Origin of the sequence: Oricola sp. (assembly GCF_022763245.1) — a bacterium.
In the GTDB taxonomy this organism is placed as follows: Bacteria; Pseudomonadota; Alphaproteobacteria; order Rhizobiales; family Rhizobiaceae; genus Oricola.
This window is the reverse complement of the sequence record NZ_JALEGV010000041.1, coordinates 22,218-35,755: the sequence shown is the minus strand read 5'-3', so window position 1 is coordinate 35,755 and position 13,538 is coordinate 22,218. Positions and strand designations below refer to the sequence as shown.

Annotated in this window: 12 protein-coding genes; 9 read left to right on the top strand and 3 right to left on the bottom strand. The window is 65.7% G+C overall.

Annotation, left to right across the window (positions count from 1 at the left end; translation table 11 throughout):
* Nucleotides 1–255 precede the first annotated feature (255 nt).
* The 8 genes from MRY80_RS20775 (at nucleotide 256) to MRY80_RS20740 (ending at nucleotide 7,675) form a co-directional block, all read left to right on the top strand.
* The gene (locus MRY80_RS20775; RefSeq protein ID WP_293293121.1) at nucleotides 256–408 is read left to right on the top strand and encodes a hypothetical protein; all 153 of its coding nucleotides are present in this window, start codon (nucleotides 256–258) and stop codon (nucleotides 406–408) included.
* Nucleotides 409–455: 47 nt separating this feature from the next.
* Nucleotides 456–605: a hypothetical protein gene (locus tag MRY80_RS20770; protein WP_293293119.1), complete on the top strand. Its 150-nt coding sequence runs from the start codon at nucleotides 456–458 to the stop codon at nucleotides 603–605.
* A gap of 73 nt (nucleotides 606–678) precedes the next feature.
* Complete coding sequence (locus MRY80_RS20765) at nucleotides 679–1,875, top strand: radical SAM protein (RefSeq protein ID WP_293293117.1); 1,197 nt, start codon at nucleotides 679–681, stop codon at nucleotides 1,873–1,875.
* The gene (locus tag MRY80_RS20760) at nucleotides 1,875–2,546 is read left to right on the top strand and encodes a hypothetical protein (protein WP_293293115.1); all 672 of its coding nucleotides are present in this window, start codon (nucleotides 1,875–1,877) and stop codon (nucleotides 2,544–2,546) included. Before MRY80_RS20765 ends, MRY80_RS20760 begins: the two co-directional genes overlap by 1 nt.
* Nucleotides 2,546–3,610, top strand: a complete 1,065-nt coding sequence (locus MRY80_RS20755) for a hypothetical protein (RefSeq protein ID WP_293293113.1) — start codon at nucleotides 2,546–2,548, stop codon at nucleotides 3,608–3,610. The genes MRY80_RS20760 and MRY80_RS20755 overlap by 1 nt, the downstream gene beginning before the upstream one ends.
* Nucleotides 3,607–5,037 carry a serine hydrolase domain-containing protein gene (locus MRY80_RS20750; protein ID WP_293293111.1) on the top strand — a complete coding sequence of 477 codons (1,431 nt, stop codon included), beginning with the start codon at nucleotides 3,607–3,609 and terminating at the stop codon, nucleotides 5,035–5,037. The genes MRY80_RS20755 and MRY80_RS20750 overlap by 4 nt, the downstream gene beginning before the upstream one ends.
* 31 nt (nucleotides 5,038–5,068) lie before the next feature.
* Nucleotides 5,069–6,118, top strand: a complete 1,050-nt coding sequence (locus tag MRY80_RS20745; RefSeq protein ID WP_293293108.1) for a M20/M25/M40 family metallo-hydrolase — start codon at nucleotides 5,069–5,071, stop codon at nucleotides 6,116–6,118.
* Nucleotides 6,119–6,175: 57 nt separating this feature from the next.
* The gene (locus tag MRY80_RS20740; protein ID WP_293293107.1) at nucleotides 6,176–7,675 is read left to right on the top strand and encodes an AMP-binding protein; all 1,500 of its coding nucleotides are present in this window, start codon (nucleotides 6,176–6,178) and stop codon (nucleotides 7,673–7,675) included.
* A 28-nt stretch (nucleotides 7,676–7,703) separates the two neighbouring features.
* Here the strand turns inward: MRY80_RS20740 and MRY80_RS20735 are convergent, their stop codons facing one another.
* The 3 genes from MRY80_RS20735 to MRY80_RS20725 form a co-directional block, all read right to left on the bottom strand.
* Nucleotides 7,704–8,924, bottom strand: a complete 1,221-nt coding sequence (locus MRY80_RS20735) for a benzoate/H(+) symporter BenE family transporter (protein WP_293293105.1) — start codon at nucleotides 8,922–8,924, stop codon at nucleotides 7,704–7,706.
* A 182-nt stretch (nucleotides 8,925–9,106) separates the two neighbouring features.
* Nucleotides 9,107–10,387 carry an L-rhamnose catabolism isomerase gene (gene rhaI / locus MRY80_RS20730; protein ID WP_293293103.1) on the bottom strand — a complete coding sequence of 427 codons (1,281 nt, stop codon included), beginning with the start codon at nucleotides 10,385–10,387 and terminating at the stop codon, nucleotides 9,107–9,109.
* A 52-nt stretch (nucleotides 10,388–10,439) separates the two neighbouring features.
* Nucleotides 10,440–12,542 carry a bifunctional rhamnulose-1-phosphate aldolase/short-chain dehydrogenase gene (locus MRY80_RS20725; protein ID WP_293293102.1) on the bottom strand — a complete coding sequence of 701 codons (2,103 nt, stop codon included), beginning with the start codon at nucleotides 12,540–12,542 and terminating at the stop codon, nucleotides 10,440–10,442.
* Between the two features lie 182 nt (nucleotides 12,543–12,724).
* Between MRY80_RS20725 and MRY80_RS20720 the strand changes: the two genes are divergently transcribed.
* On the top strand, nucleotides 12,725–13,528 hold the full coding sequence (locus MRY80_RS20720; protein ID WP_293293101.1) for a DeoR/GlpR family DNA-binding transcription regulator: 804 nt from the start codon (nucleotides 12,725–12,727) through the stop codon (nucleotides 13,526–13,528).
* Nucleotides 13,529–13,538: the final 10 nt, after the last annotated feature.

The following is a 13,538-nucleotide window of genomic DNA, read 5'->3' as shown; positions in this document are numbered from 1 at the left end:
AGGCGCCGATGGAGACCGCGACATGATACAGAAACGAGCCCCTGTTTCCGCCTCATCGCCCCGGCTCGACGCGTCCTCGACGGAGACATTCGACATGCGCGACGGGTCCGGGACTGGTCGTTTGAGGTGATGCCGGACGGGGTTTGAAGTTGCCGTTACGGCAGTTTCTTGGCCCGGCCTTTTTGCCTTGACACGACTTCATGCGCCTTTAGCGTTTCAACTGCATTCGCACTCGCGACAACAGAGGAACTGAAAATGGATCGAGCAAATACCAAGCTGAATGAACGCATCAATACCGTTCGGGCCGCTGTCATGAGCGGCGATCTGTCGGACCACACGACGACCAATCGCGCGGCCGAGGCCGATCCGAAACCGGCGAGTGCCTGGGGTCCGGCGATGCGCGTCTGACGCGCCGACAGACAGCCTGCCTGACATCAACGCAAAGGAGACCTGTCATGAACCGCACGACCAGCATAGCGGACCGCATCGAGACGGTCCGCATTGCCGCCGAGGGCGGCGCGCTCGCCGCCCATGCGGCGACGAAAAGCGCCGGTGAGGGCGCCATGAAGACCGAAAGCGCCTGGGGTCCGGCCATGCGCCGCTGACCGATCGGTCCCGCCGGGGCGCGACCGAACTTGCGCTCCGGTTTCCGCATTTCGAAGATGACGAGACGCCGCGATGAACGACCTTGCACCAATCGAACTTGTCATTCTCCAGGGCACGCCCTTCTGCAATCTCAACTGCACCTATTGCGATCTCAGCGCCGCCAGCCGCCGGATCAGGCAGGTCATGGAACCCGAGCTGATCGAGCGCGTCTTCACCGAACTCTTCACCAGCGGTCTGGCCGCCGGGGAGGTCACGGTCGTCTGGCATTCCGGCGAGCCGCTGACGCTGCCGCCCGACTATTACGACCGCGCGATCACGCAGATCGAGGCGCTCCGCACGGCGCTTGTCGGCGACGCCGTGTCGATGCGCTACGACATCCAGACCAATGCCGTGTTGATCGACGCGGCGTGGTGCGACCTGTTTCGCCGCCACGCCCGTCACATGAAGATCGGCGTCAGCTGCGACGGCCCCGAACAGATGCACGACGCCTACCGCACCAATTGGGGCGGCAAGGCGAGCCACGCCAAGGTCGTGCGCGGCATGGACCTCTTGGCCGCCCACGGCATCCCCTACAAGGTGATCGCCGTGGTGACGGACAAGGCGCTCGCCGATCCGCGCGCGTTCTACGATTTCTTCAACGCCCGCCGGGCCGAACTCTCGGGCTTCCACTTCAACATCCTGGCAAGCGGCGACGGCGAAAGCCCGGACCTCTCCTACGGGTCCGCCGACCGCCAGCGCTACTATGACTTCTACCGCACGCTGCTCGCCTACGCGGCGGAGGCGGACGGGCTCGGCATCCAGAACTTCACGCAGGGGCTCGGCCGCATCCTGCGCGCGGGCGATGCCGGCAGCCGCTACATGGAGGAAACGAGCGCCCCCTTGAAGGCGCTCAACGTCGACGTGAACGGTTACGTGACGACCTGCTATGCCGGGCTCGCCATCGACACGCTGCCCGACGCCTATGGCGACGGGCTCGGCCTTTCCATCGGCAACATCAAGGACACCTCGCTGGTCGAGATGGCGCGCTCCGACAAGCTGCGCAGGATCATCGGCGACTTTGAAAGCAGCACGGCGCACTGCCTGCGGACATGCGAATACGCCGGCGTGTGCAGCGGCGGGTTCGAGATCACCCAGCGGCTCGGCGGCGGCTCCTTCGAAGCGGGCGAGACCGCGGAATGCGTCATCCACGTCAAGGCGCTGACCGACGCGCTGCTCGACGACGTCGACGACCATCTCGTAAAGACCTCCAGACAAGCCGCCTACGCCTGATGTCCCACGCACACGCACACACCGGCGCGCCCGGGCCCCTGACGAACGCCGCGGCGACGCCGCCGGTTCTCGTGACGGGGGACGACGCGGTCGCGGCCATGAAGGCGTCCGTCACGCGCTACGGTTTCGGCGAATTGCCGCGGTCGCTGCATGGCGACGTGCTGGCCGGGCTGCGCGCCGAGGCGGAGACCCAGTTCGGCGGCGCGGTCCACGCCGAATCCGGGGACGAGGCGCCGCTTCGCTACCGGGCCCGTGTCGCCGGGCTTGGCGATTACGCGTTGTCGCTCCTGAAGGGCCCCGAAATGACGGCGCTTCTGGAAGGCGTCTTCGGGCAGCGCTTCACGCTGTCGGAGAACATCTCCTGCTACACCTTCTACAACAGCGACGACCATCTCGGCGCGCACCAGGATTCGCCGGCCGAGCAATGCCAGGTGACGATCATCGTCTATCTGCACGCGACCTCGCCGGACCGGGACGCGCCGGACACGGGGCTTGTGCTCAACGTCTATGGCGAGGAACCCGAAAGCGTCGGCCATGCGCGGCTGCGGATCCCGACGGTCGCGGGATCTCTGGTGCTTGGTGCCGGCTCCCGCTTCTGGCACGAAAGGCCGAGGCTGAAGCCGGGCGAGACAGTGACCGCCATCACCGGATGCTACCGGCGGCCGGATTGATGGAGACGCATGATTTGCGCATTCGCCCGGGTGAGCAGGCCTCCCGGCATCCCCGCCAGGCGGGGGCGGGCATTCCGCTGGACGCCGAGCGGGCGCGCGAGCTCGGCGACGGGGTCGAGGCGGAGCTGCGGACGTTCTTCCGAAACACCCGTTTCGAGCTGTTCGACGACCGGTCGCGCCTGCGGCTGAAGGGCCCCGATCTCTATTATCATCGTCTCGATCCGGACCTGCCGGCCCATCTGGGCAGGCTCGGCATTGGCGGCGGGCTCGCCGGGGCGGGCCTGTATCGCGTCGCAACCGGCACGTGCGGCATCTGCCTCGAGGATTGCTGGAGCGGCGCCTTCATCGCGGACACGCTGCGCCGCACCGGCCCGGACGACGCCCTCGTCCTCGTTCATCTCGACGATCATGCCGACATGATGCCGACATTCCTGGCGCGGCGGGCAGGCGGGCTCGTCGATCCCTCCACCGGCCGGACATTCGACCCGTGCGAAGCCGGGGACTGGCAGTCGCCGATCCTGTCCGGCGCGATCGGCATCGGCAGCTTCGTCACGCCGCTCTTGCATGCCGGCCGGACCGTGCACATTCGCCACCTCAACAACAGCCGCGACGACGACGCACCGGCGCCCATCGGGCCGGGCAGCGTCTCGCACGCCCTGATGCCCGATACCGATTTCGCCGCCGTCGCGTGGGACGTGCCGGCGCGCCGCTCCAGGGGCACCTATTTCGCCAGCACGGATCCCGACAGAGTGTTGTCGGACCTGCCGGCCGGCCGCCTCGTCGTGCATGTCGATTTCGATTATTTCATCAATGATTTCAACGGCAATCCGGCCCAATCCCCGCTTCCGCGCGACACTGCGCGCGCGCCGGAGATCGTGGCGAAGGCGACGGCGTTCTTCTCCGCCCTGGAAGCGGCAGGACGAAAGGTCGAGCGCTGGGTGATCGCCACGAGCCCGGGTTTCTGCGCCTCGCGCCACTGGGACGGGTTGTTTGACCGGATGCAGCCCGGCATCGGCCTGACCCGCAGCCGCGCAAGCGGCTTGCGCCCGGAGTATTCGCCATGAGGCATGGGACCGTCCTTCCGGACACGCCGGCCGGCCGCCGGCTCTCCGAATTTCTTGTAGCCGTCGAAACGGCGACGCCGGAGACGGTGATCGCGTTCGTTGCTGCGAACTACACGCCGGAAAACGCCGGGCGCGAACCCGTCGAGAAGCGCATCGCCACCTTTATGGACTGGAAGGCCCGCGGCGGGTTCGAAATCCTCGAGATCACGGAGAGCCATCCCCTGACGCTCGAGACCGTGGCGCGGCAGCCCCGTTCGGACGAGCGCTGGAAGCTCGCCATCGAAATCGCCGACGCGGACGATCACCCTGTCGAGGCCGTGCTCCTGGGCAGGGCGGCGCTGCCCGTGATCGACGATGCCGGCGAAGACCGGGTCGCGGCCGAGGCGATCGTGGCCTACGCCCGCACGCTCGCCGAGGCCGACCTCTTCTCCGGCTGCGTGCTCGCCGCCCGGCATGGCGAAATCCTCGCGCAGGGCGCGTTCGGCCTTGCCAATCGCGATTTCGAGATCGGCAACAGGATCGACACGCGCTTCAACGTCGCGTCGCTGACCAAATCCTGGACGGCGGTGGCCATCTGCCAGCTCGTCGAGGCGGGGCGGGTGTCGTTCGACGATCCCGTCAGCGCCTATCTCGACTATCCCGACGCGGAGGCCGCCGGCCGCATCACGATCAAGCACCTGTTGAGCCACACGTCGGGGCTGGGCGATTATTTCGTGCCGGAATTCGACCGCACGTCGCGGCGCGACATGCGCACGGTCGAGGACTATCTGGAACTCTGCCGCGCCTACAAGCCTTCCTTCGCGCCCGGCGAGCGCTGGAAATACTCCAATGTCGGCATGGTGCTGCTCGGCAGGATCATCGAGATCGTCACCGGGCGCGACTATTTCGAGCATGTCGAGGACGCAGTTCTGCGCCGCGCCGGGATGGACGCCTCCGGCTTCTTCGAGCTCGACTACGTCAACGAGAACACCGCCGTCGGCTACCACAAGGTGTGGAGCGCGAAGGGGCCGCGCATGTATAACAGCCTCTTCGAGGGCGCCGTGCGCGGCGGGCCGGCGGGTTGCGGCTATGCGCCGGCGCGCGACATTTTCCGCTTTGCCGAGGCCTTCAAGGCGGGACAACTCGTCAGCCCGGCCATGGCCGAGCTGATGACGACCGCGAAGCCCGAACTCAATTCGCCGGATTACGGATACGGCTTCGCCATCCATCCTGAGCGGGCGCTCTACGGCCACAGCGGCGGGCTGATCGGCGCCAGTTCCAACCTCGACATGACGCTCGATCCGCAGGGTTGGGTCATCGTCGTGCTGTGCAACGACCTGAGCATGCGGGCGCCCGTGCTGAAGGCGCGGCAACTGATCGGCGTCACCGTGCCGGAAGCGGAGGAAGGCCGGGCCTATCTGCCGCGCGCCGGGATGACCGCCAGGTAACGAGGGAAACGCCGGATCGGCAGGTGAAACCATGGATCTCTTGGAAAGACTTGTGAACACGCCGGGCGTGCCTGGCCGGGAAGGCGCGATCCGCGACGTCATCGAGGCGCATGCGCGCCAGGCCGGGGTCTTCGACGAGATCGCGACCGACACGCTCGGCTCGCTGGTCTGCATCCGCCGGCCGCGGCCGCGCGACGGCGGCACCGTCGCAACGCCCCGGCGCGTGCTGCTGGCCGCCCACATGGACCAGATCGGCTTCCTGGTCTCGCATGTCTCAAAGGAAGGCTATCTGCGGCTTCACCCCGTCGGCGCCTTCGACCCGCGCACCCTGTTCGCGCATCGCGTCCAGGTGGTGACGGCGGGCGGCGAGACGATCCCCGGCGTGATGAACCCGCCCGGACGGCCGATCCACACCGCGCCGCCGGAAGACCTGAAGAAGATCCCGGAGCTAGAGACCTTCTATGTCGATACCGGGCTTGCGCCGGACGAGGCGAGGGCCCGGATCGCCAAGGGGGACATGGTGGTCCTGGATGGTCCGTTCCATCGGCTCGGCCGCTATGTCGCCGGAGGCGGGCTCGACAATCGCGTCGGCTGCTGGGCGCTGCTGCGCGCCATGGAGGCGTTGCAGTACCACGATTGCGAGATCAATTGCGCCTGGACCGCGCAGGAGGAGCTCGGCTCGCGCGGAGCGGGGCCGGTGGCCTTCGCCGCGGAGGCCGACATCGGCATTTCCTGCGACACGACCGTGTGCTGCGAGGTGCCGGGCGTGGAGGAGGAAAACCACGTCACGGAGGCCGGCAAGGGTGTCGCGCTGCAGGTGGCCGATTCCTCGACGCTGAGCGACATGGGCCTGGTGCGCGACATGGAGCGCGTCGCGCAGCAGCAGGGCATCAAGTGCCAGCGCAGCCTCATGCTCGGCGGCGGCCAGGACGGGGCGCTGATCCAGCGGGCGCGCGGCGGCGTGCGCACCATCGTTCTCAGTTGCCCGGTCAAGCATCTGCACACCGCGACCGAGCTGGTGCATGTCGACGATCTCGCCTCCTATCCGGCGCTCCTCGCCGCCTATCTGGGGTCGCTGTGATGGCGGCAACGAAACGCATGGGTCGGGGCGACGGGTTTCAATCGGAGAGGTGGTTCCATGTTTGACATCGGGCGGACGCTTCTGGCCGCGGCGGCGCGCGACCGTTCATCCCTGGCGCTGGTCGATGGTGAGCAGACGCTTACCTATGGCGAACTGGCGGAGCTGGCCACGCGGGCGGTGACGCTGCTCGACGGGCTGGGCCTGCAGGCCGGCGACCGGCTGCTCGTCGTCATGCAGAACCGCATCGAGACCGCGCTCGCCTATTGGGCGACGCAGCTCGCCGACGTCATCTTCACACCGGTCAACTGGCGGGTGAAGCCCGGCGAGCTGGACTTCTTCCTCCGCGACAGCGGCGCGCGCGCCATCATCCATTGCGGCGCGGCGGCCGATGCGGTCGCGGCGAGCGAACTGGCCGGCGGCCTGCCGACCGTCGCCATCGACCAGGGCGAGGCCTTTCTCGACCGGGTGTCCGCCCTGCCGCCGGCTGCCGGGCTGCCGCGCGCCAGCGCCGACAGGCTGTCGGTCCTGCTCTACACGTCGGGCACGACCGGGCCGGGCAAGGGCGTGCCGCGCAGCCACCAAGCCGAACGGGCGGCGGGGCTCGCCCATGTCGCGCAGAACGCCTATCTTTCCGGCGAGGCGACGCTCGGCATCATGCCGCTCTACCACACGATGGGCGTGCGCTCGCTTCTCGCCATGGCGCTGACCAACGGGCTCTTCGTCTGCCAGCACAAGTTCGACGCCGGCCAGTCGCTCGAGCTGATCGCGCGGCACCGGCTGACGGCGCTCTACCTCGTGCCGACGCTCTATCACGACATGCTCGCGCATCCCTCCTTCGCCGCCACCGACATCACCAGCGTGCGCAAGCTCGGCTTCGCCGGCGCGCCGATGACCGCCAGCCTGCTCGCCCGGCTCGACGCGGCGTTCTCGCCCGACCTCTTCGTCAACCACTACGGCTCGACCGAGATCTACACCTTCACCACCAACCGACACGCCCCCAAAACCCCCCCCTCCGCGGGTCGGGCTGGGATCAATTCGGAGATCAGGCTGGTTCCCTTGGACGCGGACGGCGTCGATGATGATGTGGCAATAGGCGAACCGGGCCAGATCGTCGCGCGGCTTTCGAGCGACGAGGCGTTCAGCGGATATTGGTATCGTCCGGACGCCGACGCCAAGGCGATCAGGGACGGATGGTACCTTACCGGCGATGTCGGCTATCTCGATGCCGAGGGTAATCTTTTCGTTACCGGCCGGATCGATGACATGATCATTTCGGGCGGCGAGAATATCCTGCCCACCGAGATCGAATCCGTGATCTCGTTGCATCCGGGGGTGTTGGACGTCGTTGTTGTTGGTCAACCTGACGAGCGGCTCGGCCAACGGGTCGCGGCTTATGTCACGGCGGCCGGGACGGTCAGTCCGCAGGAGCTTGACGCCTGGTGTCGCCAGTCCGATCTGGCCGATTTCAAACGCCCGCGCGACTATGTCTTCGTGGAAGAGCTGCCGAAATCGCCGGTCGGAAAGATCCTGCGTCGCCTGCTGGTTGCCGCAGAATAGGACCGAGAGGACTTAGCGCCGCGTGACGCTACTCAGCCTTCCGATCCACGAGGACCGAGATCAGGCTGCCGGCGGCAAGCGACCAGAATGGCGCGCTGATTCCGAACAGGGTTATGTTCGACAGGGCGACGACGAGCGCCACCAGCGCGCCTGTCTGGTGCCCGGCATCCTTCGAGAAGGCGCCCTGGAACGCGGTCTGCAGCACGCCGATCATCGCCAGACCCGCGACGGTCGCGATCAGCGCCTTGGGGAGCGCCATCATCAGGGGCACCGCGCTGCCTGCCGCGAGACCGAAGCCGGCAAAGAGGACGCCGTTGACCACGGTCGCGGCATAGCGGCCCTGCCGGTCTTCTCCGGCCTGTTCCGACGAGCAGATCGCTGTCATCGGACCGGCTATGTTGGCGTTGTGACCGCCGAGCAGCCCGGCGACGACCCCGCCAATGCCGGAAACCAGTGTCATGACGTTGACCGGCGGACGATAGCCCTCGGCCATAAGCACGCCCGTCGCCTGGGCGTTTTCCGCGCCGATCACAAGAAGGGCGAGCGGAACGGAAATGGCAAGAAACGCGTCCAGATCGAATACGGGTGCGGTGAAGGTGGGCAGGACGTAGCTCACCGCTGCCAGATCGATGCTCGCGGACCCCGTCGCCAGCGTCGCCACGAGGCCGGCGACCAACGCTGCGAGGACCGGCGGGACCCCGATCGGAACGCGCATGGCGAGGAAGAAGCCGACAATGCCGGCGCCGGCGATCCACGGAGCGGCTTCGATCGCGCCAAGGGTCGCCACCGCGAAGCGCATCAACGCGCCGGCGATCATGGCCATGACGACCGGCATTGGCAACCAGCGCATGATCCGCCCGATCAGGCCCGTCGCACCGATCAGAAAGACGAGCAGGCCGGACATGACGAAGGCGCCGACCGCCTGTTCGAAGGGAAAGGCAGAGAGCGATCCTGCGACCAGCGCAGCGCCCGGTATGGAATAAGCTCCGTTGATCGGCTGCCTGTAATGCAGGGCGAGGACAACGCCGATGAGCCCGCCGATGCCATAGATGCTGAGAAGCCAGGCGACCGACTGGCCTTCGCTGAGCGCGGCCTTGTTGGCGCCGTCCAGCACGATGAGTGCCGGGCCCGAACAGCCGAAGATCGCGGCCACCAGCCCGGCGGAAACCGTGTTCATGTTGAGGTGGCCTGGAAGGTGACGCAGGCCTTCCGCCATGCCCGGTCCGGGTTCGAAAATGCGCTGGCTCATGTCGATCCGTCCATGCCGTCGCGACGCCCGTCCGTGCGCCCCGTGAGGGCAACGGAACAGCCATGGCTGGTTTCAATCGTCTGAGTCCTTACGCGTGTTTTCGCGCGGATGCGCCATCCGAAAATTGACGCAAGTTGAGATTCTCGGACTTGCCGGGATCGTTCGGGCCTGTCGGCGCGGCGTTACACGATACCGCCGCCGGCTCCCGACGCGGCGGGGCGTTGGGTCGCCACCATGCCGCGATAGCCGGAGGACCGATAGGCAGCCACCGGGCCGACAGAAGCACCCTTTTCCAGACGCGCCATGGCGAGGATCGGTTCGACGTCGGTACGAAACGCCTTCTTGAGCGTCGTGGTCGCCATCAACGCATCGTTTTCCTCCTGGTGGGCCTCGAGCGCCTCACGGTCCACCAGCAGTGCCTGGGCATGGGCGCGCTGCACCTCCATCGCAGAGACCATCAGGCTCTCGATCGGATCGGTGACATTGTGCGACTGATCGAGCATATGCCCAGGATCGAAGCCGGCCGGCTTTCGGTTTTCGGCATCGACCAGTTCGTTGAAGACTAGGAACAGGCGGTAGGGGTCGATCGAGCCGGTATCGAGGTCGTCGTCGCCATATTTGGAATCGTTGAAGTGGAAGCCGCCGAGCTTTCCGAACTGGATCAGGCGGGCGACGATCATCTCGATGTTCACATTGGGCGCATGGTGGCCGAGATCGACGAGGCAGAAGGCCTGCGGGCCAAGCTCGGTCGCGATCAGGTAGTTGGTGCCCCAGTCCTGCACGACGGTCGAGTAGAAGGCCGGCTCGTACATCTTGTGCTCGGTGAAGATCCGCCAATCGGCGGGCAAGGCGGCATAGACGCTTTTCATTGCGTCGAGATAGCGCTCGAACTGGCGCGTGAAGTTCGCCTGACCGGGGAAATTGGAGCCGTCGCCGATCCAGACCGTCAGAGCCTTCGAACCGATCGCCTTGCCGAGCTCGATGCATTCGATGTTGTGGTCGATCGCCTGCTGGCGGGTCGCCGCATCGGTGTGGGAGAGCGAGCCGAACTTGTAGGATCGGGCCTGGCCGGGCTGGTCCTGGAAGGTGTTGGAATTCATCGCGTCGAAGGACAGGCCCGTCTCCTCGGCTTTGGCCTTGAGCGCCGCCGGATCGGCCTTGTCCCAGGGGATGTGCAGCGACACCGACGGCGTCGCGCCGGTCAATTGGTGGATGATGGCGCAGTCGTCCATCTTGTCGAAAATGTCGCGGGGCTCTCCGCCGCCGGGGAAGCGCGCGAAGCGGGTTCCGCCGGTGCCGACGCCCCAGGACGGGATCGCCACGCCATAGGCGCCGACCTTCGCCTTGACGGCGTCGATGTCGATGCCGCGCCGCGACAGGTTTTCGCCAAGGGCGTCGTAATCGGCGCGCAGGCCGGCAAGAGCCTTCTCATTCGCTTGCGCGATGACGGATTCTTCGATCATGGTTCCTCCCTGCGCGACGGTCGGCCGTGCCGTCGCCGCGCCACATGGCCTGCTAGCGCGTGAATGCCTGCACGTTGCCGGCATCGACATTGACGATGTTGCCGGTCGATTTGGACGAGGCTTCGGACGCGAAGAAATAGGTCGCCTCGGCGATGTCCTCGGGCAGGACGGAGCGCTTCAGCAGCGAGCGCTGGCGGTACATCTCCTCGAGCCCCTCCTTGTCGGTGCCGTAGGTCGAGGCGCGCTGGTCCAGCCATTCGCCCGACCAGATCTTCGAGCCGCGCAGCACAGCGTCGGGATTGACGACATTGACGCGTATGCCATGCGGCGCGCCTTCGAGCGCCAGGCAGCGGGCGAGATGAAGTTCGGACGCCTTGGCGGTGCAATAGGCCGACGCGCCGGGCGAGGCGGCGAGCGCGTTCTTGGAGCCGATGAAGACGATCGAGCCGCCGATGTCCTGCGCCTTCAGCATCTTGAAGGCTTCGCGTGCGACCAGGAAATAGCCGGTCGACAGGATCGACATGTTGCGGTTCCAGAGGTCGAGCGTCGTCTCCTCGACCGGCGCGGAGGAGGCGATGCCGGCGTTGGAGACGACGATGTCAACGCCGCCGAACTCGACGGCCATGTCGGCATAGGCGTCGAAGACGGCCTCTTCCTCCGTGACGTTCATCAGGACGGAACGGACGACGTCCTTCGAGTAGCGTGCGGCAAGGTTGTCGCGGGTCCGGTCGAGCGCATCCGCATCGATGTCGGCGAGGACCACGCAGGCGCCTTCCGACAGCAAGCGCTCCGCCGTCGCAGAACCGATGCCTCCGGCGCCTCCGGTCACGATCGCGATGCGGCCAGCCAGGCTTTTCGGCTTCGGCATGCGCTGCAGCTTCGCCTCTTCGAGCAGCCAGTACTCGATGTCGAAGGCTTCCTGTTCAGGAAGGCCGACATAGGTCGACACGGTGGAGGCGCCGCGCATGACGTTGATGGCGTTGGTGTAGAACTCGCCGGATATGCGCGCGGTGGCCTTGTCCTTGGCGAAGGTGATCATGCCGACGCCCGGGACCAGATAGACGACCGCGTTGGGGTCGCGCATGGCCGGGCTGTCATCGTGCCTGCAGCGCTCGTAATAGGCCGCGTAGTCGTCGCGATAGGCGGCGACCATGCCGGCGAGTTTTTCGAGCGTGGCGTCGATGTCGGGATTGGCAGGGTCGAATTCGACGACCAGCGGGCGGATCTTGGTGCGCAGGAAGTGGTCGGGACAGCTGGTGCCGAGCGCGGCCAGCGGCTGCATGTCCTGCGAGGAGACGAACTGGAGAACGGCATCCGAATCGTCGAAGTGGCCGACCATGCGGACCTGTTCGGAGATCATGCCGCGAATGGCGGGCATGAGCGCGGCGGCGACGCGGCGGCGTTCGGCGGGGTCGAGCGGCGTGTGTTTCTGGCCGCCGAAGACCGTCTTGCCGGCCGTCTCGCCCTCGAACCATTCAATCGCCCGGTTGATGACGTCGATCGTCAGATCGTAGCAGTCCTCCGCCGTGTCGGCCCAGGTGAACAGGCCATGGCTTTCCAGGACGACGCCCTTGGCCTCGGGGTTCTCCAGGCAGAACGTCTCCAGCCACAGGCCGAGTTCATAGCCGGGCCGTTTCCAGGGCAGCCAGCCGATTTGGCCGCCGAAGATCTTCTGCGTCAGGTCCCTGGAGTTCTCGGATGCGGCGATGGCGATGATCGCATCGGGATGCATGTGGTCAACATGCTTCCTGGGCACATAGGCATGCAGCGGCGTGTCGATGGAGGCCGCGCGCGCATTGAGGTTGAAGGTGCAGTGGGGCAGGTAGCCCACCATCTCGTCTTCGAACTCGACGCCGCGATAGAGGCCCTTCAGGGCGTTCAACTTGTCCATGTAGAGGGTGGCGAAACCGTCCATCTTGATGGTGCCGACATCGCCGCCGGATCCCTTGACCCAGAGTACTTCGACCATGTCGCCGGTCAGCGGGTCCTTTTCCATGACCTTCGCGGAGGTGTTGCCGCCGCCATAGTTGGTGACGCGCTTGTCGGAGCCGAGAAGATTGGAGCGATAGAGCAGGAGCTCGGACTCGCTCATGCCGGCGGCCTTGTCCTTGTCCCACAGGTTTTCCAGCCGTGAGCCGGCCTGTTTGTTCAGCATGACGCTCCTCCCATGCGCACTTCGGCGGTATGTAGACTTCCTTATCGATGCGCCAGCGTCGCCTGAAAGTCAATCATAAACGATCAAGATCAATCATATTGCGCTGCAATATGACGTTTTTTGATCGTTTATGATTGACACTGCGCGTTTTCGGTGGAAGTGTTTTGCAAGGGAGGAAATTCATGCACGAGAAAGAACGTCATCGCATCATTCTGTCGGCGGTCCAGGAAAAGCCTGTCGTGACCGTGCAGGAGATGGTGGAACTGACGGATTCGTCGGAAGCGACGATCCGCAGGGACATTGCGACGTTGCATGTGCAGAAGAAGCTTCGCCGGGTTCGCGGCGGCGCGGAATCCATCAGCCCTCCGCAATTCGTCGGTCTCGCGGGCCGCCCCTTCAGCGTCAACGAAACGATCAACATCGCTCAAAAGCGCGCGATCGCGCTCAAGGCGGTCGAATTGTGCGAGGACGGCGACCCGATCATCATCAATGGCGGCACGACGACGTTCCAGATGGTGCATCCGCTGGCCACCAAACGCTGCCAGGTCTTCACCAACTCGTTTCCGATCGCCGAGCACCTGCTGAAGCATTCGAAGAACACGATCATGCTCTCGGGCGGCGCGATCTATCGCGAGCAGAACATCATCCTCAGCCCCTTCGACAATGACGTGACGCGCAACTTCTACGCCAAGCGCATGTTCATGGGCGCCCAAGGCCTCGGCCATCTCGGGCTGATGGAAGCGGATCCGCTGCTTATCCAGGCGGAGCAGAAGCTGATCGACCAGGCCGACGAACTGGTGGTGCTGGTCGACTCCTCGAAATTCAAGAAGCGCTCCAGCCTGATCCTTTGCCCGCTGGAGCGGATCACCACGGTCATTACCGACAACGGAATTCGCGACGAAGACCGCCAGATGCTGGAGCAAGCCGGCGTCGGTCTCATCGTCGCGGATAGAGCTGCAAGTCAGCAGTCCTCCTCCGTGGCCTGATGCCACGAGA

Excerpts from the sequence above, each read along its gene's own strand:
- MRY80_RS20775 (WP_293293121.1), top strand. The coding sequence starts at position 256 with ATGGATCGAGCAAATACCAAGCTGAATGAACGCATCAATACCGTTCGG.
- MRY80_RS20770 (WP_293293119.1), top strand. The coding sequence starts at position 456 with ATGAACCGCACGACCAGCATAGCGGACCGCATCGAGACGGTCCGCATT.
- MRY80_RS20765 (WP_293293117.1), top strand. The coding sequence starts at position 679 with ATGAACGACCTTGCACCAATCGAACTTGTCATTCTCCAGGGCACGCCC.
- MRY80_RS20760 (WP_293293115.1), top strand. The coding sequence starts at position 1,875 with ATGTCCCACGCACACGCACACACCGGCGCGCCCGGGCCCCTGACGAAC.
- MRY80_RS20755 (WP_293293113.1), top strand. The coding sequence starts at position 2,546 with ATGGAGACGCATGATTTGCGCATTCGCCCGGGTGAGCAGGCCTCCCGG.
- MRY80_RS20750 (WP_293293111.1), top strand. The coding sequence starts at position 3,607 with ATGAGGCATGGGACCGTCCTTCCGGACACGCCGGCCGGCCGCCGGCTC.
- MRY80_RS20745 (WP_293293108.1), top strand. The coding sequence starts at position 5,069 with ATGGATCTCTTGGAAAGACTTGTGAACACGCCGGGCGTGCCTGGCCGG.
- MRY80_RS20740 (WP_293293107.1), top strand. The coding sequence starts at position 6,176 with ATGTTTGACATCGGGCGGACGCTTCTGGCCGCGGCGGCGCGCGACCGT.
- MRY80_RS20735 (WP_293293105.1), bottom strand. The coding sequence starts at position 8,924 with ATGAGCCAGCGCATTTTCGAACCCGGACCGGGCATGGCGGAAGGCCTG.
- rhaI (WP_293293103.1), bottom strand. The coding sequence starts at position 10,387 with ATGATCGAAGAATCCGTCATCGCGCAAGCGAATGAGAAGGCTCTTGCC.
- MRY80_RS20725 (WP_293293102.1), bottom strand. The coding sequence starts at position 12,542 with ATGCTGAACAAACAGGCCGGCTCACGGCTGGAAAACCTGTGGGACAAG.
- MRY80_RS20720 (WP_293293101.1), top strand. The coding sequence starts at position 12,725 with ATGCACGAGAAAGAACGTCATCGCATCATTCTGTCGGCGGTCCAGGAA.